Raw genomic sequence first — 22,518 nt, 5'->3', positions numbered from 1 at the left:
GTTATGATTTTAATTATTTTTTCATAACTTTTTTTATTTATTACATTTTTCCATATTGATTTACTTTTTATTTTGAAATTGAAGAAATGGCTATCTTACGCCATTCTTGAAATCCCCCACCCCCCCCCCTCTTTTTGCATAACATTGACCTCAATCCCTTATACCGCAAGGGTTGAAGGTGTATTTAAATTGCATAACATGCGCATAACACTTTGCAATAAAAAAGCCGCCTTTCGGCAGCTTTTTTCCAGAGTAACAATTATAAGTGATACAAACCGATTCACATCGGTAGCCCTATGGTAACCGATATTTCAAAAGTTAGATCCTAAATCTCGATCTTTTTTTTTGCTCTTCCTCCATATCCTCCCTTTGCTCCTTGGGCTGTTTGCTGGGTGCTTTACTCCATCTCTCGGGCTTCTGCCTCACCACCCTTTCTAACTCTACCCTTTCCACCTTCGTGGGCTGTGATGCCTCTCTGTGTGCCTCCAGTTGCTTCTCCATCTCCTTGGTAGCAACTGCCAAGAAGTCAGCCTCGAAGTTCATGGCTTTCTCTTGCTTAACTTTTTGCTTTGGCGCTTTGAGCAAATCATCAACCCTCTTTCGATCTCCCTCCCTCAACTCTTTGTAAACTCCAGCCTCATCGCTATGTCGGTGTAGATTGTTCTTCAAATCTTCTAAAAACCTTTCCTCTCCAAAGATCTGTAAATTATCTCGATGTCGGGTTCCAGCTACTAGCGCTAAATTGCGGTTCATACGGCTATCGGTAAACAAATAACTATTGTTAACCGTAGCGCCCTGACTTCGGTGAATAGTTGTGGCATAAGCCAAATCTATGGCCTTTGTGTCCTCGCGGATACTTACCACCTCGCCATTCTCAAGCCTCACCCTGAAGCGTCCGCTATCGTCGTTTACGACGGTTCCATAACTACCATTGATAACCTCCTGCCCTTCATCTTTGAACTTGATTGAGCGACCAAACCGAACGGTATCACCCTCTCTAAAATCATACTTTCCTCTCGATGCTAAAATGTCTTTTGGCAAGATTTCAGCCTCGATCATTTTCTTCTGTATGGCTTTGTTCAAAAGAACCACACCGTCATTGGTGGATGCCATCGCCAGCTTCTCTTCCATTGTGTTTGTATCTTTGACATAAGCTTCGGCTATGCGATCCACCGTGGTGTAAGCATTAGGACATTCCTTAATCATGTCTTGTTCTTCCATGCGCTTGAATAGAGCTTGCCCTTGCTCGGCCTTTTCCAAGCTGTAAAAATCGTTAGATATCTCTTTATGTTTAGTTTTGCGCTGACGTCTAATTTCTTTTAGTTCGTCTGATTTAATTTCACTTTGTAGGATCCGTAAACCGTTACCAGCTCCAACTGGCTGAACTTGGTCGGTATCGCCTGCAAACAACATGCGACAACCCGTCTCCCTTTGTATTTTGAGGAGCTTACTGGTGGCTTCAATGTCAAGCATGCCAGCTTCATCTACATAAATTAAAGTTTTGGCGGTAGGTTGGAATTGTCCTTTTTCAAGGTCGCTCAATAATTTGGCTACGCTGTAACTCTTCATCTCAGTTTCTTTTTCAAGCGTTTTAGCCGCTTTCCAAGCAATAGCCACACCAACCACCTCATAGCCTTTACCTTCATAAGCCTTAATCAAAGCCCAGGCGCTTGCCGTCTTTCCGCTTCCTGCTCTGCCTTTAAGTAAGGTGATGGGTGCGCCACTGGTTCCATTTCTCAAGGCTTTTTCTTGCTCTGCGGAAAGTTTAAATCCCTTCTCTTTTTCAAAATCAGCTATCAAGCGCTCCACTTCATTTTTTTCTATTTTGTGATCTTCTTTTAATAGACTTGCCTTGGCCGTGTCTCTTATTTCCTTGTCAAGTTTGGCTAACTTCAGTGAGCAAAAAGAGGCTTTCTCCAGGTCGTCAAGCTTCGCAAACCGACAAAGCAAATCACTAGATAGGATTTTTTCGGTTGTTTCCTCAATCTTCTTTAAAGCATCGGGGTGTCCCGTGTACGTCTGGGCTACTACTTCGAGAATGTCAAACTTTGTCAATCTGGTCTTTTTTGTGAAGTTGTGGCAATCATCAATTATTTCCTCGATGGATTTTTCCTTTACCACTGTACTTTTCAAGTCAGCTTTTAAGTCAATATCTTCTTTACCCAGCTTTGTATCTATTTGAGTTTTCCAATCTTCGCGGATTTGTTCGTAGGGCTGACCGTCTTTCTCCAGCCGTGTTGCTCTTACTGCCTCATTCAACCGATTGGCTGGCAATCCGTGCTCTTCCATATATTCATCAATTGACTTTCCCCTTTTTGAGAAAAGCTCTTCAGCTTTCTGGCTTACGCCATTGAGCTTGAAGTTGGTTTTTTTGGTTTCTTGGTTGTAAACCTCATCCATCTCTCTTTCATTGGAAATGGTCAAGCCCGCTTTTTGTAGTTCTTCAGCAAGCTTGGCTCGGTAGATAGCACCGGCTGCTGAATACTGCTGGGAAAGGCTCAAAGCGTCCAAAGCTCGGGTCTTACCATCGGCGCATAAGCCATAATTTAGGGCTATGAGGTGGGTGTGTAGCTGAGGATCGATGTGTATTTCTTCAAGTCCGGTCTCCGGATTTATCGCTTTAACTGGCCTTGTATCATCATGATCTATCTCGAAGCCAAACATCTTTACATCCCCAAACTTCTTCTTTCCTCCTTTACCTCCTCGGCATACGGCGTTCTTTTCCATTTCCTTGAAAGCATGGCTCACTGCGGCTCGATGAGCTTCAATGATGGCTTTTGCTAGCTCTTTCTGGTCGTGTGTTTCTGCCCAAGCTAGAGCTACTGTTACGCTCTTTGGCGCTGAAAAGGTCAGGTCCGTCCCCACCCGCCTGTTCTTATTCTTCCAATTTTGGACTAAATATTTTTGGTTCGGTGGTTTGGTTCGTGGATCCTTTCCATCAAAAAACTTTTTGAAAATGTCTTTCTTATCCTCAAAACTTCCTTCATAGCCGAACTCTTCACAACCTCCACCGATAAATCTATATGAATTACTGAAAGGACTGTTACCGTCGTTTTTGGTGTAATAGTCAACGGTCTTATCTTTATCCTCTCCTAAAACTTCACCGAGGATGTATTCCTTATAGTGTTTTCCTTTTATGTCTTTTGCTCTTAACATTACTGCTCACCCTTCTTCTCCTTTACTTTGATTGCTTCAAGTTTGGCCTGAAGCTGTTGATTTGCTCTTGTCAAAATCTCTATCTGTTCGTCAGCTTTCTTCTTTTCTTCCACTGCTTCTTTGGTTCTTTTGATGGACATACCGACCCACTCATGCGCCATCTTTTCTTTTCCATCGAGTTTCACGGTAATTTCAAAGGTCTTGAGAAGCTTTTCTATGAACCGATCAATACTATCTCCTACCCTCTCCTCAACCGTTTCCATTTCATCGGTTAAAGTCTTTTTGATGTAGTCTGCCAATATTTGGCTGTTCTTTTTCTTGTCGTTTGCCGTAGCTCTACTGGGTAGATTTAGCTTTCGCTTGATCGTTGTCATGTCGCGGTAGCTCACCTCAACCCATGTTCTAAAAGTCTTTTTCTTTGCTTCCTTCTTTGCTTCAGCCTCTTCCTTGTTTACTGCTTGAACTGCTTTTTCTGTACCCCTTGCTATTTCTTCGAATAGATTTTCGGTATGCTTTGCTATTTCTCTATCTGGATTTTCCATATGCTTTGCCTCTTGGTTTTTGTTTTTATTCGATGCGCATATGGTACGGTATTTTTTTGATTTTAATTTTTTTAGTTTGCTTTGACCGAAAGGTGCGAGTTGTGTTTTTAGAAACTTAGCTTTTGCTCTTGCTTTTGCTCTTTTTTAGGCATGTGCCATTGTCTAATTTATGTACTTTTAAGCTGCGCTCTGCCTATGGGTAAAACCGTAGGTATAAAAAAAGGCTCCTTGCGGAACCTTGACCTTTTTGTTAGCCTCAAACTTTACCGAAGGAAAGGGAGAAAGTGATGGCCGTTGATTTGGAAAAGTTGCTTGGTAGTTTGAGCGCTCAAGAAATAAAGGACGCTTTGAACATCTTGGCTACTCGTGAAGAAAAGGCACGAGAAGAACTGAGGAATGAAGCTGTTAAGGTAATTCGTACAAAGTTTGAGGATTATGTTGATCAAGGTATTGACTTCTCCCCGACTGACTTTTCCTTTATCTTCAGGGTGAAGTCTGGCAAGGCGACAAAAGCCAAAACCACAAAAACCTCAAAGCCGTCCGATCCCGATGCTCCTCCTATGACTATTAGAAAGTTCAAAGGTAAGGTCTATCCTGTGGTTCGCGGTAAACCGATTGATCCCGTCTTTGCTGGAATGTCCAAAGAGGAATTGGATAACCTCAAAGAACCTAATCCTGATTACAAAAAATACATGGATGACAAAAATAAGGTTGGCAAATAAGTTGACCCCCTCGCCTACGGCGGCCCCCCAAGGGGGGCTATTAACGGTGCTTCGCACATTGGAAAAGCAAAAGCTGGTTAACCATTTTGAGTAGTTGAGCCGTAGGCCAATTGGCGAAGCCTTCCCTTAAAAGCTCTTAAGAAGCTCTGCCCAGCGGTGGAGCTTTTTCTTTGCCTCGACCTTCAATCACTTCAATGATGTTAAACCCAAACTTTCCCACCATGTCTTTGGCTCGGGTTCCTCGGTTAGTCTTTGGGTACTGATATTCCCGATACCATATTTTTTCTTGGGCTTTGTAAATAGTGATGTAGCCTGAACCGTCCTCTTTGTTGAAGTGGAAAAATAGACTGATCCCTAGACTTTGAAGGATGGCGTTTAGTTCAAGCCTTCCTTTTTCTGTTTCCATTTTTTCCACCAAGTCGTCAAGCGTTATTTCTTCTTCCTGAACCTCTTTGGCTTTGGCTCCTTCAAAAGCTTTCTTTGCCTCCTCCAGTTGCTTTGTAACTTGCTTGACTTTCTCAATCAAGATTTTTGGAATTGGGAAGATGTCTAATTCTTCCATTTGTAAAGATACTGCCCTCTCATCCCTCACGGCTTTATAGTAAGCCTCCTCGAGCTTCTCCAAGTCGTCGTCTTGCCTTTCCTTACCATCGGCAAGGATACCCGTCAGCTTGCCTCCTACGCCTCCCTTATGGCTCTCTGTAACCTCACGGCTGGCACCAATCCCCGAAAGCATGACAAAGTAAATGAACTCATAAAAAGCCACATCAAATGGCATTTGCCAAATGCAGATTGGGCAATGGTAGATTCTGAAAAATTGGTTCTTTGTTTGGTTTGGATTTTTGGATTGTTGGTAAAAGAGCGGTGAGTGGCAAGTCTGGCAAAAAATCATCTTGGCAAAAATGTTGCTGAAGTTAGACGATCTCCGCCCTCCTCCCTTTTGAAAACTTCTCCTGATTAGCGACTTCGCTCAGCCATGAAAATTGTCGACAGCACGCAAATGCGGCTCTGGCCAAGGGTTGCAGAGGGTCATGGCTCGCGCCAGTCGCGGCAACATGTCCGCGAGACGAAAACGGCGGTTGAAGCGGTAGGCGGCTTCGGCCAAGTAGCGGCGGGCGTATTTGGCTTGGCGAAGTGCGTGGTAGCAGCCACTGATGGCGCGTTTGACGTTGCCCATCAGCACGTTGACCCAGCGCGCGCCCTTCACCTCGGTGCTGGCACGGCCACCACCGGTCACCAGCACCGTGTGCGCGTGGTCGCCCTCGGCCAAGCGGCGGAAGCAACCCAGGCCGTCGCTAAACACCTCGGCGCCCGGCGCCAGTCGCCGCGTGCGCCAGTCGTTCATCGACGCATTGTCGAAGCTGCGCACCGGCTCGATGACGGCAAACGTCGGGTGCTCCAGCTCGGCGTCGGTCGAAACGGCCACCACAAAGGCCTGCTTGTTCTCCGAACCGCGCCCCGGCTTGCCGCCGTTGCGCTCGCCACCAAGGTACGCATCGTCGATCTGGACAAACCCGTCCAACTGGCGCGGCGCCTCGCGGTCGGTCATCGCCTGCATGACCTTGTGCTTGAGCTTCCACGCCGTGTCGTAGCTGACGCCGAGATGGCGCTTGAGCTCAAGCGCCGACATGTTGGTCTTGCTGCCTGTCAGCAGGTGCATGGCCAGGAACCACGTCGTCAACGGCAGGTGGCTGGCACCGAACAGCGTGCCGCTGGTCAGCGTTGTCTGGTGGCGGCAGGCGCGGCACTGGTAGTACACCCGCCCATCGCGACGGAAGCGCGAGCGCGGCCGCTTGTCGCAATGGGGGCACCGGAAACCGTGCGGCCAGCGGGCGCGATACAGCGCTCGATAGCACTTGGCCTCGGTACCGTAGCGTTGGATGAACTGCGCCATCGACAATCCCGCCTGGAACTGCACTTGGTTCATCGCCATGATCGTTCTCCCGCTTCGAACATGGCACCGAGGTTGCGCTCGCCGCGTCTCAAATCACGCGACGAACAGCTGAGCAAAGTCGCTAATCAGGAAACTTCTTGCCTCCATTGAAGTAACCGCACGATTGAATAACTCCTCTTTCACCACTTGGGGATAAAATCCCTCGATGGTTTCAACTATCTTTTGCCTCCTTCTTTTTGCTATGACCTCGCCTTTTTCAATTACTTCTGTATAGATATTTGCTGTTCTGGAATGGATCCCCAATACCCACTTTTTGGACAATAGGGCGTGAACCTTTGATTTGTTCCACTTGTAAGTTGAATAGCGATTGACAATGGCAACGGCCTTATTAACTCCGCTGGATGCGATGACCTCCAGCAATTCTTCAACCTCTTCTTTTTCTTTTTGGTTGATTTGGTACTTACCATCCACGACGGTTAGACCAAAAGGCGCTATGTTCTGGAATAGGGTTTTTTCGGTATTAGCTGTCCTTCTTTTCCAAGCCTCTTTTATGCGGATTGACTTTGTTTCACTTTCATTTTTGGCGCGCTCTGCGATAAGGCCAATCATGAGGAAATCTTCTAACCGACTATTTACATAAAGCCTTTTGTCGAAAGTGGTGTAAAGGTTTATGCCCTTCTTCAACAAGCCTCTTATTAGGTCGGTAGCAACTTCCCAACCCTCTCGGGTAAGTCTGTCGATGCTCTCGCAAACAATGTAGTCTCCGGGCTTTATTTGGCCTTTGGCGACGTCTTGGAGCATGGTGGCCAGCTCGCCGTTGATACGGTTCTTGCCTGAAAAGCTGCTTACTCCTTCGTCAACATAGTTCCGCACCACCTCGACGGCTGGGTAGCTGGTCTTGAAGTCGTCAAGCCCTGCGGTCTGGCGTGTAAGGCTATCGCCCTCGCCCTGGACCGCTGTTGACCATCGAATGTATGCGTAAGCCCTTGCCATTGCTCAATTCCTGCCTGTTCGCCTAGCTGGAATTTACACCATACAAATCGGCGGGGCTAGCTTGATCGCGTTGAACTCGATGTGCGCCACCGCGTGCACCAGCGCGGCGCGACCTGCGGGCGTGCCGAGGCCGCGTTGCGGCACCTGGCGGGCGCTGACCAGCTGCGGCTTCGCGGGGCGACCGGGGGCCGCGATGGGTTCGGGCGGCGGCGCGGATGCGTCGGGGCGCAATGTGCCCGATTGCACAGCGGCCCAGGCGGCCTGGGTGAGGCGCAGCTTGTCGGTCGGATCGCTGGCGTCGAGGCAGGCCTTGGCGGCGGTGTGGAGGTTGGCGGCAAAGGTTCCCGCAAGCCCCGTCCCCTCACCCTGCCCGCTCTCCAAAGGGGAGCGGGAAAGATCGCTGCTCACGCGCCGCGCCGCGCGGCCTTCGCGTCGTCCGAGCGCAGCAGTTCGATCTGTTCGAGGTATTGCCGATCCAGCCCGGTGACGTACTCGCCGTTGAAGCAGGAGGCGTCGAATTGTGTGAGCGCTTCGTTGCCGTCCTGCACCGCCCAGATCAGGTCTTTCAGATCCTGGTAGATCAGCCAGTCGGCGCCCAGCATCTGCTGGATCTCGGCCTCGGTCTTGCCGGCGGCCACCAGCTCGCTGGCCGAGGGCATATCGATGCCGTACACGTTGGGATAGCGCACCGGCGGCGCGGCGGAGGCGAAGAAGACGTTCTTCGCACCGGCGTCGCGCGCCATCTGGATGATCTGTTTCGAGGTGGTGCCGCGCACGATGGAGTCGTCCACCAGCAGCACGTTCTTCTTGCGGAATTCCAGGTCGATGGCGTTCAACTTGCGGCGCACCGATTTCACGCGGTCGCCCTGCCCCGGCATGATGAAGGTGCGGCCCACGTAGCGATTCTTGACGAAGCCCTCGCGGAACGGCACGCCCAGCGCCTCGGCCAGCGCGCTGGCCGCGGTGCGCGCGGTGTCGGGAATCGGGATCACCGCGTCGATGCCGTGGTCGGGCCGCTCGCGCAGGATCTTCTCGGCCAGCTTCTGGCCCATGCGCAGGCGCGCCTTGTACACCGAGACGTTCTCGATCATCGAATCGGGGCGCGCCAGGTACACGTACTCGAAGATGCACGGCGCATGCACCGCGGCCTCGGCGCAGTGGCGCGCGAAAAGCTGGCCGTCGTCGGTGATGAACACCGCCTCGCCCGGTTCGATGTCGCGCAGGCGCTTGAAGCCCAGCACGTCCAGCGCCACCGACTCGGAGGCCACCGCGTACTCGCGTCCCTCGGCCGTGACGCGCTCACCCAACACCAGCGGGCGAATGCCGTTGGGGTCGCGGAAGGCGAGCAGGCCGTAGCCCAGCAGCAGTGCGAGACAGGCATAGCCGCCCTTGGCGCGCGCATGCACCGCAGCCACCGCCTTGAAGATGTGATCCGGCGTGAGTGCCATGCGCTCCTGGATCTGCAGCTCGTGCGCGAGCACGTTCAGCAGCACCTCGGAGTCGGAGCCGGTGTTGATGTGGCGGCGGTCGTCCTCGAACATCTCCTTGCGCAGCGCCTCGGTGTTCACCAGGTTGCCGTTGTGCGCGAAAGCGATGCCGTAGGGCGAGTTGACGTAGAACGGCTGCGCCTCCTCGACGCCTTCCGACCCCGCCGTGGGATAGCGGCAGTGGCCGATGCCGATGCGCCCGCGCAGGCCGCCCATCGCCTTGTGGTCGAACACATCGCGCACCAGGCCGTTGCCCTTGTGCAGGCGCAGGCGCGCGCCATCCACCGTGGCGATGCCGGCGGCGTCCTGGCCGCGGTGCTGCTGCACCGTGAGTCCGTCGTAAAGCGCCGAGGCCACCTCGGTGGTGCCGACGATGCCGATGATTCCGCACATGATGGATGACCTGCTATGGGTGATTCGTAGGGGAAACCGTGGCTGCCGGCGCGGGCGCCACGCCAGGCAGCGGCTTGCGCAGCGCGGCAGGCAGTGCCGCCGTCGTGTTCAACGCCCCATGCAGGGCGCTCGTCACCGCCGGCGAGTCGAGTTGCCGGCGTACCGCGTCGGAAACCGCAACCGGGTTCAGCTGGCTGCGCAGCGCCTCGGCCGCCGCTGCCGGCTGGAAGTGGCTGCGCAGTTCCGGCGGCACCTGCTGACCCAGCCAGATCGTGGCGCTCTGGAACGGCGGCAGCAGCGCGGATTGCCGCCACAAGGGTTCGCGGGTGAGCCCGGTGAACTGGCCCAGAAACACCAGCACGCACACCAGCAGCGCGCCGCGCACGAAGCCGAACAGCATGCCGAGCAGGCGATCGGTGCCCGACAGGCCGGAGCCTTCCAACAGGCGGCGCACCACGTAGCGCAGGATCGCGCCCAGCACCAGCACCAGCACGAAACAGCCGGCATAAGCCGCCGCCACGCGCAGCGCCGGCAAGGTGATGACGGTCAGCCGCGCGGCGAGCGTCGGGCCCAGCAGCCAAGCCACCCAGAACGCCGCCACCCAGATCACCAGCGCCAGCACCTCGGAGACCAGGCCACGCCACAAGCCCACCAGCACAGACAGGCCCAGTACGGCGAGTATCGTGTAATCGATCCAGTTCATGCCCGGGCTCGTGTCGAGGGATCGCTCAGGGGACGGTGACCACGTTGCCGGCGATACCCAGCTTCGCCTTGATCTGGTCGCGCACACGCTCGGCGTCGGCGTGCTGGGTATGCGGGCCGGCGCGCACGCGCCATAGCGTCTTGCCGCCCACGCTCACCGTATCCACGAAACCATCGAAACCCGCCGCGCGCAGCTTGTCGCGCAGCGCACTGGCGTCGGCCTCGCTGCCCAGCGCGGCCAACTGCACCGCGAAGCCGCCCGCGTGCGGCGCGGCAACCGGCGCCCGCGCCGTGGCTGGGGCTGGGGTCGTGGCCGCATGCGTCGCCGCCGGTTTGACCGGCGTGGCAGCGATGGCGGAATCGGCATGCCCCAGACCCTCCACCAGCTTGGCCGGCACATCGGGAATGGCCTGGGTGATCTTCAGCCGCGCCGCCTCGGCGGCGGTGCGCGAATCGAACGGGCCAGCGGTGACCAAGGTGAGCTGCTTGCCGGCCTGGGTAATCATGCGGGTCAACACCGGATAGCCGAAGCCGCGCACGCGGCGCACGAGATGATCCACGCTGCCGGCGTTGGCGTAGGCGCTGAGGTTGAGCACGTAGATCACGTGCGAACCGGCGGCGGGCACGGCAGCCACGGCAGGCGCGGGCACGGCGGCAGGAGCCGTCGCCGGCTTGACCGGAGCGGGTACGGGCGCGGGTGTCGGCGCAGTCTTGGCCACGGGAGCCTTGGCCTCGGGAGCCTTGGCCACCGGCGTGCCCAGGGTGCCTTGCAGTGGAATCACCGGCTGCGAGGGCGAGGCGCCCGAGCCCATCGTCGGCGCGGCCTGCGCGGCCTTGTTGGGCGCGGCGGCATCGGTACCCACGTCGGTGGGGCGATGCGAGGCGATATCCACGGTGGTGAGCTGGTTGCCGGCGACTGGCGGGGGGCTTGGGGGGCTTGCGGCAGCGGGCGCGGCGGTCGTCGGCGCTGCCGGTGCCGCCACACTACCGGCCGCGGCAGCGGCCGGGGCACCGGGGCTGAGGCTCAGGGTGCGGGTCTGCAGGTTGCCGTCCTGCGCCGGCGGTATCGCCAGGCTTACCGACTGCTCGCCGCCCGTGGCCGGCGGCGGGCTGCCGGGGAAAAACATCGGCACGAAGATGACCAACAGGGCTATCAGGACGAAGGCGCCCAGCAGACGAGTTTTCAAGATTCCGCTCCGAGGCGGCTCTGGTGGCCCGCGATCTGCCCATTATACCTTGCGTGTGCCACGCGCCGCTTCGCGCGTTTTCCTGACCGCGGTCAACGCCGGCCCCACGCGCCGCACCCAAGCTCCCGCATCATGCTCCGGGAGTACGACATGTCCTTCGATATCGTGGTGATCGGTGCCGGCCCGGCCGGCCTGTGCCTGACCCGCTCACTTGCCGGCAGCGGCCTGCGCGTGGTGCTGGTGGATCGTCAGGACGAGGCCGCGTTGGCCGCGCCCACTGACGATGGCCGCGAAATCGCCATCACCCACCATTCGCAGCGCCTGATGCAACAGCTTGGCCTGTGGAACGAACTGCACCCCGCGGAGATCGGCACCTTGCGCGACGCCCGGGTGGTCGATGGCGACGACCAGCGTGGCCTGTTGTTCCACCACGCCGAAACCGGTCGCGCGCAACTGGGCTGGCTGGTGTCCAACCACGCGATCCGCCGCGCCGCCTTTGCCCGCGCCATGGCCACGCCGCAGGTGCGGCTCTTCGCCGGCCGTCGCGTGCGGTCGGTACGCACCGGAGCGGACGGCGCCGAGGTCGCGCTGGAAGGCGGCGAAACGCTCACCGCACAGTTGCTGCTGGCCGCCGACAGCCGCTTCTCCGACACCCGGCGCGCCATGGGCATCGGTGCCGACCTGCTGGATTTCGGCAAGACCATGCTGGTGCTGCGCATGCACCACGAAGCGCCGCACGAGGCCACCGCGTGGGAATGGTTCGACATTGGCCAGACCCTGGCCCTGCTGCCGCTGCACGATGCGCACACCTCCTCCGTGGTGGTCACGCTGGCCCCGCCGGAGATGCGCGAACTCCTGGCGCTGGACGACGCCACGCTGGGCGCCACCTTGGCCGCGCGCTTCCGCCACCGCTTCGGCGCGATGAGTGTGGCCGGCCCCCGCTGCAGCTATCCGCTGGTGGCCACCTATGCCAAGCAGTTCGTGGCCGAACGCTTCGCCCTGCTCGGCGACGCCGCCGTGGGCATGCACCCGGTCACCGCGCACGGCTTCAACTTTGGCCTGCTCGGCCAGCACACGCTCGCGCGGGAACTGCGCGCCGCGCACGCCGCCGGCCTGTCCATCGCCAATGCCGCCCTGCTCGGCCGCTACGCACGCGCCCACCGCCTGGCCACCCGCCCGCTCTACGTGGCCACCAACGCGCTGGCCAGGCTCTACACCGACGACCGCCGCCCCGCCCGCGTGCTGCGCAAACTCGCGCTGGGCGCCGGCGCGAGATTCACCCCTTTCCGCCGCATGGTGATGGCCGGCCTCGCCGCCGAACACGGCGGCATACCCAGACCGCTGCGCTTGCCGCGACCACGCGGTGCCACGTGAATCCTGCGGCGGCGCGGAATCCGCGCTGGCCCTGGAGCATCACGCGGATTCCGCGAGCCGGGAGGCAACCCGCACCTCACCGGTAAGCACCCGGTGGATCGGGCACTTGTTGGCGATCTGCAGCAAGCGCTCGCGCTGCTCGGCGTCCAGCGCGCCTTCCAGCGAGATCACCCGGCGGATGTCGTTGCCGGCAGCAGGCACGCCATCGGGGTTGAAGGCCAACTCCACCGTCACCCGCGTGAGCGGCCAATCCTTGCGCGCGGCATACATCTGCAGGGTGATGGCGGTGCAGGCGCCCAGCGCGGAAAGCAGCAGACGGTGCGGCGCCGGGCCACTGTTGGCGCCGCCCTCGGCGGGCGGTTCGTCGCCGCGCCAGACATGGCCCTGGTCATCGGTGAAATCCACGGCATAAGGCACATCGCCGGTCACGGCGCGCACGGTGGCAAGGCTCATCGGGTTCTCCTCCGGATCGTGTCCCACGGGCGGCCATCATGCGCCCAAGCGGCGTCGGCCGGCACTTGCCTCGTCGCCCACCACGCGCCACGCTAGCCAGATCGGGCGCCAGCCACGGCCCGAGCACGGCCGCCATCGCCACGGAGAGTGTCATGACCACCACACACCCCACCGGCATCGCCCCCGGCATCGGCTACTTCTTCGCCCTGCTGCCGGATCAGACCACGCGCCAGGAGCTGAGCCTGATCGCCCAGCGCTTGTGCAGGGCACACCGCCTCGATGGCGTGCTGACCGCCCCCGACGACATGCACATGGAGCTCTGTCCCATCGGCCGACTGGAAAACCCCTACCAGCCGATGGAGCCCACCTTGCTCGCCGCCGGCGCCGCCGTGCGCATGCATGCCTTCAGTCTCACGCTGGACTCGGTGATGCGACTCAGCCCGGTCGACGGCCGCCACCCCTACGTGCTCACGGCCGACGGCGCCAGCGCGGCCGCCGTGCTCGACCTGCGCCTGACCATTGCCAGGGCGCAGGTGGATGCCGGCCTGGTGCTGGGCGGCATGACCAGCTTCCTGCCCCACCTCCCCCTTCTGCGCGGCTCATTGGCCGACGCTGCCGAGGGCCCGTCCAGCGACATCACATGGCAGGTGCGCGAATTCGCCCTGATCCGCCGTTTCTTCGGCCAGATGCGCCACGAAGTAGCCGCCACCTGGCCACTGGAACCCGCCCCCGTCGCGGTACCGCTCACCCTCGAAGACGAGCTGGCCAATCTGCCGGACTTCCCGATGCCCGACGAGGACGAGGAGTTCTAGACGGCAACCGGGAAACGGCCCGGCAACGCGGCCGCGGGAGATCACTCGCCCACCCGGCACGCGGGCGACCGATGCGCGGAGCCCGTGTCGCGGTCGCCATCGGTAGCCGGCCATCCGACTCCCCATCTGGATTTGCCGCCTGTCGCCATGCCTGGAACGGCCGCGGCCAGCCGCCCCGCGCCCGCCTGAAACCGGCGCCGGGGCGATTGTGCGTTCGCCGCAAGACGCATACGTACGGGAATGCTAGATTCCGTACCGTACCGCACGGTTCAGGGGGCCGCCGGTGCATCCGCCATGCCCTCGGGCATGGCCCACCGTAGTCGATCTGCCTGCAGCAAGTCAGGTGGCAAGACGCGCCTGTCTCATGCATCCGGTTCGACTCCACCGGCGGCCATCGCCGCCTTTGAAGGGGAGGAAGCCACGTGCGATACAAGAGCTTGTTGTTGTCCCTGACCCTGGCCTGCGCCAGCGCGCAAGCCGCCACCACGGGAGTGGCGCTGGTGCATGGCACCGGCAGCCAGACCGACGCCTACGACGATTACTGGCAACCCGCCACGGTCGAAGGGGTGCGCGCCGGCCTCAGCGATCCTGCCAACCTGGTGGTGGTGAACTGCGATTTCACCCAGTACATGTGGGACAGCCGCGCCGCCGGTTGCCTCGCCACCCAGCTCACCAGCTTCATCCAGAACCAGCACATCGACCGGCTGATCGTGATTACCCACTCCGACGGCGGCAACGTGATGCGCTGGATCCTCTCCAACCCCACCTGGGACGCGCGCTACCCCAACATCATCAGCCACGTGGTGAAGGTGGATGCCATCGCGCCCTCCAGCGCGGGCACGCCGCTGGCCGACGCAGTGATGGCCGGCAACGTGTTCGAGTCCGCGCTGGGCTGGCTGCTCGGCTTCCAGAACGACGCCGTGCGCCAGCAGCAGACCGGCTGGATGGCGGTGTACAACCAGCAATACCTGCTGGGCACGGCGGGTCGGCCGGCGCTGCCGGTGCCGTTCCGCGACGTGGTGGGCACCGACGTGGTCTCCGCGCCGTGGAACAGCGACGCCTATTGCGGCGGCTATGCGCAAAGCGTGGGCCTGGAGATCACCCAGAACTGGCTGAGCAGTTGCTCGGACGGCTTCATCGACTGCACCAGCGCCTCCGCGGCGGGTTCGGTGTGGTTCCGCGACACCCAGAAAACCGGTGGCCACGTGCTGAACCACAACCAGAGCCGGCGCGCCTGCTTCGGCCTGCCGTCCATCCTTGCCAACGACATCCGGGGGTGACCACCATGCAACCACGCCTGCTCGCCGGCGCCCTCGCCGCCGCCCTCCTCGCCGCGCCCACCTTCGCCGCCAGCCAGCTCACGCTGCTGCCGCCACGCCAGGGCGATGAAATTCCCGCCACGCTGACGGCGCGCAGCGCCGCACCAGCGCCCGCCGTCGTCGGCACCCTGGCCGCACCGCCACCCATGCCGGTGGAACACGCGCCGGTCAGCGTGAACTGGCCGCTGCCGCACGACGCCGCCATCCAGCCCCGCGCCGAACCCTATGCGCGCCCCAGCCGCGAATACTGGCGCGATGCCTCCGCCAGCGAGCTGCAACAAGGCCTCGTCCTGCCGCTCACCGCGCCAGGCGCGGTGATCCGGCTGAGCCCCGGCAGCGCCACGCTGGGCACGCTGAACCCGGCCGACGTGCACCTGCAACTGGGCCGGCAGACGCTGGACGCCGGCCACGCCAGCCTCGCCGTGGCCGACACCACGCAACTGCGTGCCGCCGGCATGGCCGCGCCGGCCGCCTCGCTGGTGCTGCAACTCAAACCCGCCTTGGGCGCCGGCCCCGCCACCTTGCGCGTACCGACCGCGCGCGGCCGCTACGTGGTGCACGTCTACGAACCCGCCAGCCCGTTCGTGGCCACGGCCCGTGCCGACCGCGCCAGCCTGCTGCAGGGCCAGCGCCTCACGGTGCACGTGGCACTGGACGACAGCGGCCGTGCGCTGCCGCTGTCGAGCGTCGGCGGCAGCCTGCGCGCGCCCGATGGCCGCAGCACGCCGCTGCACTACCAGCGGCAGACCGACGGCAGTTACGCGGTGACGATCACCCCGCAGGACATCCCGGCCACGCCCGGCCTGTGGGAGGTGCACAGTTACACCAGCAGCCACGATGCCGCCGGTGGGGAAATCCGCCGCGACACCACCACTGTGTTCGCCGCCGCCGTACCCGACGCCCGTTATTCCGGGCTGGCCAGCGTGCGGCGCGCCGGCGATGCCGGCATCGACATCACGCTGGGCGTGGCCACGCGGCAGGCCAGCCGCTATGCCGCCTCCGCCGTGCTGTACGGCCGCGACGCCAGCGGCAAGCTGGTGCCGGCGGCCTATGCGCAGTCGGCGGCATGGCTGTCCACAGGCAGCGGTAGCCTCACCCTGCACTACGCCCCGGCCAGCCTGAAAGGCGTAGACGCGCCCTACGAGCTGCGCGACCTGCGGCTGGACGACCAGCCGGCGCTGGGCCAGTTGGAACGCCGTGCCGTGGCCCTGCGCTTCATCGCGCCGTAGCAGGATGTGCGGAAGTACGCTTCCGCACTTTCTCAACTCCGGCGAACGACAGCCCGCCGCCCACATGGCGGCGGGCTTTTTATCATCGCCAACCAGCCCGCGCGCTTGACCGCGCCCGGCGCCCACCGCATCCTGCCGGTTTGTTTCGCCAGAATCCCCACGCATGAGCAGTCGCTACAACGCCGCCGACATCGAAGTCCTCTCCGGCCTGGACCCGGTCAAACGCCGCCCCGGCATGTACACCGACACCAGCCGCCCCAACCACATGGCGCAGGAGGTGATCGACAACTCGGTGGACGAGGCGCTGGCCGGCTACGCGAAAAGCATCGAGGTCACCGTGCACACCGACGGCTCGGTCGAGGTGAGCGACGACGGCCGCGGCATGCCGGTGGACATCCACCCGGAGGAAGGCATCCCGGGCGTGGAGCTGATCCTCACCCGCCTGCACGCGGGCGGCAAGTTCAGCGGCAAGAACTACAACTTCTCCGGCGGCCTGCACGGTGTGGGCGTGTCGGTGGTGAACGCGCTGTCCGACCGCGTGGAAGTCACCATCCGCCGCGACGGCAACGAATACCGCATGGCCTTCGAGCACGGCGACCGCGTCAGCGAGTTGGAGATCATCGGCACGGTGGCGAAGAAGAAGACCGGCACCACGGTGCGCTTCTGGCCGGAGGCCAAGTATTTCGACTCGCCGAAGATCTCGCTGCCCAAGCTCAAGCACCTGCTGCGCGCGAAGGCCGTGCTGTGCGCGGGCCTTGCAGTGAAGCTCACCGACGCGGCCAGCGGCGAAGTCTGCGAATGGTTCTACGAGGACGGCCTGCGCGACTATCTGCGCGGCGAGCTGGACGGCGGCGAAATCCTGCCCGCCGAACTCTTCGTGCATCACGTGGCGCGCGACACCGAGGGCATGGACGTGGCGCTGGCCTGGCTGCCGGAAGGCGAGCTGGTGCAGGAGAGCTACGTCAACCTGATCCCCACCGCGCAGGGCGGCACGCATGTGAACGGCCTGCGCTCGGGCCTCACCAACGCGATCCGCGAGTTCTGCGACATCCGCAACCTGCTGCCGCGCGGCGTGAAGCTGGCACCGGAAGACATCTGGGAGCGGCTCGCCTTCGTGCTCAGTGCCAAGCTGCAGGATCCGCAGTTCGCCGGCCAGACCAAGGAGCGGCTGTCCTCGCGGCACGCCGCCGGCCTGGTGGAAGGCGTGATCCACGACGCCTTCAGCCTGTGGCTGAACCAGAACGTGGACACCGGCGAGCGCATCGCCCAGCTCGCCATCGAGCGCGCCAGCGCGCGACTCAAGGCGTCCAAGCAGGTGGTGCGCAAGAAAATCGTGCAAGGCCCGGCTCTGCCCGGCAAGCTCGCCGACTGCACCTCCACCGACCTCACCCGCACGGAACTCTTCCTGGTGGAAGGCGACTCCGCCGGCGGCAGCGCCAAGCAGGCGCGCGACAAGGAGTTCCAGGCGATCCTGCCGCTGCGCGGCAAGATCCTCAACACCTGGGAAGTGGAATCCACCTCGGTGCTCGCCTCCGAGGAAGTGCACAACCTCGCCATCGCCATCGGTTGCGACCCCGGTCGCGACGACCTCACCGGCCTGCGCTACGGCAAGGTCATCATCCTCGCCGACGCGGATTCCGACGGCCTGCACATCGCCACCCTGCTCAGCGCGCTGTTCCTCAAGCATTTCCCGCACCTGGTCAGCGAAGGCCACGTGTTCGTGGCGATGCCGCCGCTGTTCCGCGTGGACGTGGGCAAGCAGGTGTTCTACTGCCTGGACGAGGCCGAGAAGCAGGCCATGCTGCAGAAGATCGAGCGCGAGAAGATGCGCGGCGCGGTCGCCGTCACCCGCTTCAAGGGCCTGGGCGAGATGAACCCGCCGCAGCTGCGCGAATCCACCATCCACCCCGACACCCGCCGTCTGGTGCAGCTCACCGTGGACGGCGACGACGGCACCGCCAGGCTGATGGATCTGCTGCTGGCCAAGAAACGCGCCGGCGACCGCAAGGCCTGGCTGGAGGAAAAGGGCGACCTGGCCACGCTGGAGGTGTAGCAGACTGTTGAGAAACAGCCTGCTGGCGCGACCCATGGATGGATCGCACGCCGGGCAAGCACGCAACTGCTTGATCGGCGGAGCCGCGTCCGGACATGTGCCGGACGCGGCGAGTCGAGAAAGTGCAGGAAAGCACTTTCTCGACACCCAGGTAGATCGGGTAGATCGGACAGCTGCCACAAGGCATCATGAATTTGCCCGTTTTGACCGCCACTGCGGCACAATAGACGTCCATTCTTGTTTCACCCTCACCATAGAAAGAACGGCTCCATGTCAGTCGCCGAGTACCCACAGGAAGTGGAAGGTCGCCCCCGGGCGCTCCCTGCCGCCAGACCCGCCGTTCAAACCCGCGCCGCCGTCCGACTATCCGGCCTCGACGGCCTGCGCGCCATCGCCGTCACCGCCGTGGTGCTGTTCCACGCCGACTACTACTGGGCGCGCGGCGGCTACCTCGGCGTCGACCTGTTCTTCGTCATCTCCGGCTTCCTCATCACCGGATTGATCGCCCGCGAGGTGGACGGCAGCGGGCGTTTCAACCTGGTCGATTTCTACTGGCGCCGCGCCAAGCGCCTGCTGCCGGCCTCGTGGCTCCTGATGGCCGTGGTCGTGGCCGTCGCGGCATGGGTGGCGCGCGACGCCCTGCCCCACCTGCGCCGCGACACGCTCGCCTCGTTCTTCTACGTCACCAACTGGGAGCTGCTGCACAGCCAGACCTCGTATTTCGAGGCCACCGGCCGCCCGCCGCTGCTGCAACACCTGTGGTCGCTGGCCATCGAGGAGCAGTTCTACCTCAGCTGGGCGCCCTTGCTGCTTCTGCTGTTGCCGCGGCTGGGCCGACGCCGGCTCGCCGCCATCGCCCTGTTGCTGGCCGTCGCCTCGGCGGCCTGGATGGCGGTGCTGGCCCAGCGCATGGGCTATCCGGCGCAGGGCGATCCTTCGCGCCTGTACTTCGGCACCGATACCCACGGCTTCGCCCTCCTGCTGGGCTCGGCGCTGGGCCTGCTCTGGCAGCCCGCCGCCGCCAAGCCGGCGGACGCGACCACGCACGTGCTGGGCTGGCTGTTCGGCCTGGGCGCGCTGGGCGCGCTGATCGCGCTGTTCGCACTGATGGGCGAGAACACGCCCACGCTCTACCCCTGGGGCTTTCTCGCCGCCGCCGGCGTGGCCCTGGTGCTGATTGCCGCCGCCACCCATCCCGGCATCGCCTTCGGCCGCTGCCTGGACAATCCGGTGATGCGCTGGCTCGGCGAGCGCTCCTACGGCATCTACCTCTGGCACTGGCCGGTCTTCATGCTGACGCGGCCCGGCATCGACCTGCGCCATCTGAACGACGGCGCGGCGCTCGCCCTGCGCCTCGCACTCACGCTCGTGGCGGCCGCCCTGTCGTACCGCTATCTGGAAATGCCGGTGCGCCGCGGCGCACTCGAACGCCTGTTCACGCGCAAGCGTCGCCACGCCTGGCCCGGGCGGCTGGCGCTGGCGGCGGCGCTGCTGCTGGTCTTCGGCTCGGTCAGCGCCACGCTGCGCCGGGCACCGCAACAGGACTTGCCGGCGCTGGACGTACGTGCGGCACTGACGCTGGGCGCCCCGGTCGTGCCCACGAGCGCCGTGACCGCGAGCACCGCGACTGCGTTGGCGCCGATCCCGGCCGCCTCGCTGGAGGTGCCACTCGAACCGGTCGCGCTGCCCGCCACTTTCGCCGCGCCGGACGAACCCGCCGTGGCGAGCTATGCCGGCGACGACATCACCGCCATCGGCGACTCGGTGCTGCTGGGCGCCAGCCGACTGTTGAAAGCCTCCCTGCCCGGCGTGGACGTGCACGCCACCATGGGCTGGCAGGCCGCCGACGTCATCCGCGAGCTGAAGACGCTGCAGCAAGCCGGCAAGCTGCGCGAGGTGGCGCTGCTCCACCTGGGCACGAACGGCTACGTCACCGAACCGCAACTGCGCCAGATCCTTGGCATGCTGGCGGACTGCAAGCGCGTGGTGCTGGTCAACACCCACGTGCCACGGCGCTGGATGGAGGCCAACAACGAGCTGATCGACAACGTGGCACCCGAGTTTTCCAACGTCGTGGTGGTGCGCTGGAACGACGTCTCGGACAATCACCCGGACGACTTCGTCTCCGACGGCGTGCACCTGACCTCCATCGGCCTGCGCAGCTACATCATGGCCATCATGCGCACGGGGCACCTGGCGCGCGACGCGGCGGCGGCCACCGCCATCGCCGCCACGCCGGGCAGCGACCCCGCCACCGATGACGCCGGCGACCTCTCGCCCACCCTGGTGCTGGCGCCACAGGCCGCCGCCAGCGACGCCTACTGGCACAAGATGGCCGTATGCGAAACCAACGCCAACTGGCGGAACGCGGGACGTCGCTCCGGCGGCCTCGACATCACGCAGGACGACTGGCAAACCTTCGGCGGCATGGCCTTCGCGCCCACGCCGGCCGACGCCTCGCCCGCGCAGCAGATCGAGGTGGCCAACCGCATCTCGACGCAGGGCTGGGCCAATCCGCACGGTGACGTCATCGCGCCGCTTGGCTTCGCCCGCTGGCGCTGCGTGGCGGCCATCGGCCTGCCGCCCAACCACTCGCCGAACACCTACACTCGCGAGAGCGTGCTGGCCCAAACCTTCCATCTGGGCGAGCGCGGCACCGTGGTGCGCGATCTGGAACGCATCCTCGGCGAGACGCCACGCGGCATCTACAACCGAAAACTTCGCCACAAGTACCTCGCCTATCTGAAGAAGAACAGCCAGCCCGAGGTTCTCGCCGGCACGCTGCCTCAACCCACGGGAGTCCACCACGCATGGCATTCGCCCCGCGCAGATTGATGATCGGCACCTGCTGCGCAGGACTGCTCGCCCTTGCATTCAGCCTTCCCTCGCCCGCCTTCGCGCAGGGCGCCGCCACGACCTCCGCCGAGGTCAGTGACCTGGTATGCCCCAACGCGTCGCCGGCACGCCCCGAGCCGGCGCCTCACCCTCGCGTCGAACATCCCGCGCCGATGGGTTCGGAAATGCCCAGCGACGCCGAACTCGGCCCGCTCGCGCGCACCGTCATCCGTCCCCAACCCCGACTGGACGCCGCAACCATCGCGGGCTTCGCGCCCGGCACCATCGGCACGCCGCGCCGCATCGCCCTCTGGGGCGACAGCCATCTCGCCGGCGGCCCGTTCGCGCCCACGCTGATCCACGCCCTGCACGAGCAGGGGCTGCGCGCGGAAACGCGCTTCCTGCCGCCAACGATGGGCCGCGCCAACGTCGTCCTGCCCGGCCTTCGCGCCTACTGCATCGGGCCGAGCTGGACGACGGTACTGGCCTATACCTCGCCAACCGCGCTCACCATCGGACCGGCCCTGGCCGACCGCGTGGCCGCAGCCAGCCCCAGCAGCTACCTCTGGCTCGACCTGCGCGACGCCGCCCGGCAAACCGACGTGCGCCAGGTGCAGCTGGTCTATCGCGCGCCCGCGGGCGCCGCCATCGACTATCGCATCGACGACGGCACGCAGGCCACGCTGCCGCTGCCCGCCACTGCGGGCAGCCAGACCGTGAGCTTCCGCGCCGACCGCCCGATCGCCACCCTCAGGCTGCGCGTCGTCGGCGGCACGCTGGATGTGCAGGGCTTCATCCTGGATCGCACGCCAACGGCACGCGTCACCCTCGACACGTTCGGCATCCCCTCCGCCACCGTCAAGGGCTGGGCGAATGCCGACCCGCGCGTACTGGCGCAAGCGCTGCACGGCACGGACTACGACGCTGTGGTGCTGGAATACGGCACCAACGAAGGCGCCGATCCCGATTTCAACGCCGACAAATATGCCAGCGAGCTGAGCAGTGCATTGACCAACCTGCGGCAAGTCTTCCCGCAGGCTGCCTGCGTGCTGGTGGGGCCGCCCGATCGCGGCGTGCTGCGTACCGGTCACGGTCACCGGCTGCCACTGCTCGCCTATGGCCGCATCCACCAGCGCATTGCGCAGATCCAGCGCGATGTCGGCCACCGCTTCGCTTGCGCCGCCTGGAACTGGCAAGCCCTCATGGGTGGCCCCGGCGGCAGCTACGGCTGGGCGCATGCCAGGCCCGGCCTGATGGGGCGCGACCTGATCCACCTGAGCCCGGCCGGTTACCGCCTCACCGGGCAAGCCCTGGCCCACAGCCTGGGCTGGTCGCCGTAGACTGCGGTTTTCCGGCATCCCAAACCA

General features: G+C 62.3%; 17 protein-coding genes and 1 pseudogene. 8 read left to right on the top strand and 10 right to left on the bottom strand.

Annotation, left to right across the window (positions count from 1 at the left end):
* Positions 1–318 precede the first annotated feature (318 nt).
* Both mobF and AC3WQA_RS17040 read right to left on the bottom strand, forming a co-directional pair.
* Positions 319–3,156, bottom strand: a complete 2,838-nt coding sequence (gene mobF / locus AC3WQA_RS17045) for a MobF family relaxase (RefSeq protein WP_492676220.1) — start codon at positions 3,154–3,156, stop codon at positions 319–321.
* The gene (locus tag AC3WQA_RS17040) at positions 3,156–3,698 is read right to left on the bottom strand and encodes a hypothetical protein (protein ID WP_492676219.1); all 543 of its coding nucleotides are present in this window, start codon (positions 3,696–3,698) and stop codon (positions 3,156–3,158) included. The genes mobF and AC3WQA_RS17040 overlap by 1 nt, the downstream gene beginning before the upstream one ends.
* Before the next feature lie 287 nt (positions 3,699–3,985).
* Between AC3WQA_RS17040 and AC3WQA_RS17035 the strand changes: the two genes are divergently transcribed.
* The gene (locus AC3WQA_RS17035; protein ID WP_492676218.1) at positions 3,986–4,420 is read left to right on the top strand and encodes a hypothetical protein; all 435 of its coding nucleotides are present in this window, start codon (positions 3,986–3,988) and stop codon (positions 4,418–4,420) included.
* A 136-nt stretch (positions 4,421–4,556) separates the two neighbouring features.
* Here the strand turns inward: AC3WQA_RS17035 and AC3WQA_RS17030 are convergent, their stop codons facing one another.
* The 7 genes and pseudogenes from AC3WQA_RS17030 to AC3WQA_RS17000 all read right to left on the bottom strand — a co-directional run bounded on the left by AC3WQA_RS17030 (position 4,557) and on the right by AC3WQA_RS17000 (position 11,076).
* Positions 4,557–5,198 (bottom strand): hypothetical protein, encoded by a 642-nt coding sequence (locus AC3WQA_RS17030; protein WP_492676217.1) that lies wholly within the window; start codon positions 5,196–5,198, stop codon positions 4,557–4,559.
* A gap of 192 nt (positions 5,199–5,390) precedes the next feature.
* The gene (locus AC3WQA_RS17025; RefSeq protein ID WP_492673425.1) at positions 5,391–6,353 is read right to left on the bottom strand and encodes an IS1595 family transposase; all 963 of its coding nucleotides are present in this window, start codon (positions 6,351–6,353) and stop codon (positions 5,391–5,393) included.
* A 54-nt stretch (positions 6,354–6,407) separates the two neighbouring features.
* Positions 6,408–7,307 carry a recombinase family protein gene (locus tag AC3WQA_RS17020; RefSeq protein ID WP_492676216.1) on the bottom strand — a complete coding sequence of 300 codons (900 nt, stop codon included), beginning with the start codon at positions 7,305–7,307 and terminating at the stop codon, positions 6,408–6,410.
* A gap of 54 nt (positions 7,308–7,361) precedes the next feature.
* Positions 7,362–7,688: pseudogene (locus tag AC3WQA_RS17015) on the bottom strand (DUF455 family protein); the annotation flags it as partial.
* 23 nt (positions 7,689–7,711) lie between these two features.
* Positions 7,712–9,187 carry an amidophosphoribosyltransferase gene (gene purF, locus AC3WQA_RS17010; RefSeq protein ID WP_492676215.1) on the bottom strand — a complete coding sequence of 492 codons (1,476 nt, stop codon included), beginning with the start codon at positions 9,185–9,187 and terminating at the stop codon, positions 7,712–7,714.
* Positions 9,188–9,200: 13 nt separating this feature from the next.
* The gene (locus AC3WQA_RS17005; protein ID WP_492676214.1) at positions 9,201–9,890 is read right to left on the bottom strand and encodes a CvpA family protein; all 690 of its coding nucleotides are present in this window, start codon (positions 9,888–9,890) and stop codon (positions 9,201–9,203) included.
* Between the two features lie 25 nt (positions 9,891–9,915).
* A complete protein-coding gene (locus AC3WQA_RS17000) occupies positions 9,916–11,076 on the bottom strand; it encodes an SPOR domain-containing protein (protein ID WP_492676213.1) in 1,161 nt (386 codons plus the stop codon).
* Between the two features lie 150 nt (positions 11,077–11,226).
* Between AC3WQA_RS17000 and ubiM the strand changes: the two genes are divergently transcribed.
* Positions 11,227–12,450, top strand: coding sequence for a 5-demethoxyubiquinol-8 5-hydroxylase UbiM (gene ubiM, locus AC3WQA_RS16995; RefSeq protein ID WP_492676212.1), 1,224 nt, complete (start codon positions 11,227–11,229; stop codon positions 12,448–12,450).
* 39 nt (positions 12,451–12,489) lie between these two features.
* Here the strand turns inward: ubiM and AC3WQA_RS16990 are convergent, their stop codons facing one another.
* Positions 12,490–12,903, bottom strand: a complete 414-nt coding sequence (locus AC3WQA_RS16990) for an OsmC family protein (RefSeq protein ID WP_492676211.1) — start codon at positions 12,901–12,903, stop codon at positions 12,490–12,492.
* 152 nt (positions 12,904–13,055) lie between these two features.
* On the opposite strand from AC3WQA_RS16990, the gene AC3WQA_RS16985 reads away from it, so the two are divergent.
* From AC3WQA_RS16985 to AC3WQA_RS16960, 6 genes are all read left to right on the top strand, one after another.
* Positions 13,056–13,715, top strand: a complete 660-nt coding sequence (locus AC3WQA_RS16985) for a 2'-5' RNA ligase family protein (protein ID WP_492676210.1) — start codon at positions 13,056–13,058, stop codon at positions 13,713–13,715.
* 422 nt (positions 13,716–14,137) lie between these two features.
* Complete coding sequence (locus tag AC3WQA_RS16980) at positions 14,138–14,995, top strand: hypothetical protein (protein ID WP_492676209.1); 858 nt, start codon at positions 14,138–14,140, stop codon at positions 14,993–14,995.
* A 5-nt stretch (positions 14,996–15,000) separates the two neighbouring features.
* The gene (locus tag AC3WQA_RS16975) at positions 15,001–16,263 is read left to right on the top strand and encodes a DUF4785 domain-containing protein (protein ID WP_492676208.1); all 1,263 of its coding nucleotides are present in this window, start codon (positions 15,001–15,003) and stop codon (positions 16,261–16,263) included.
* Positions 16,264–16,426: 163 nt separating this feature from the next.
* Positions 16,427–18,316, top strand: a complete 1,890-nt coding sequence (parE, locus tag AC3WQA_RS16970) for a DNA topoisomerase IV subunit B (RefSeq protein WP_492676207.1) — start codon at positions 16,427–16,429, stop codon at positions 18,314–18,316.
* Between the two features lie 270 nt (positions 18,317–18,586).
* The gene (locus AC3WQA_RS16965) at positions 18,587–21,151 is read left to right on the top strand and encodes an acyltransferase family protein (RefSeq protein WP_492676206.1); all 2,565 of its coding nucleotides are present in this window, start codon (positions 18,587–18,589) and stop codon (positions 21,149–21,151) included.
* On the top strand, positions 21,127–22,491 hold the full coding sequence (locus tag AC3WQA_RS16960) for a GDSL-type esterase/lipase family protein (protein ID WP_492676205.1): 1,365 nt from the start codon (positions 21,127–21,129) through the stop codon (positions 22,489–22,491). The genes AC3WQA_RS16965 and AC3WQA_RS16960 overlap by 25 nt, the downstream gene beginning before the upstream one ends.
* Positions 22,492–22,518: the final 27 nt, after the last annotated feature.

Source organism: Rhodanobacter sp. FW106-PBR-R2A-2-24 (assembly GCF_058789615.1).
Note: the sequence above shows the minus strand (reverse complement) of the source record. Positions and strands in the feature narration are given on the sequence as shown.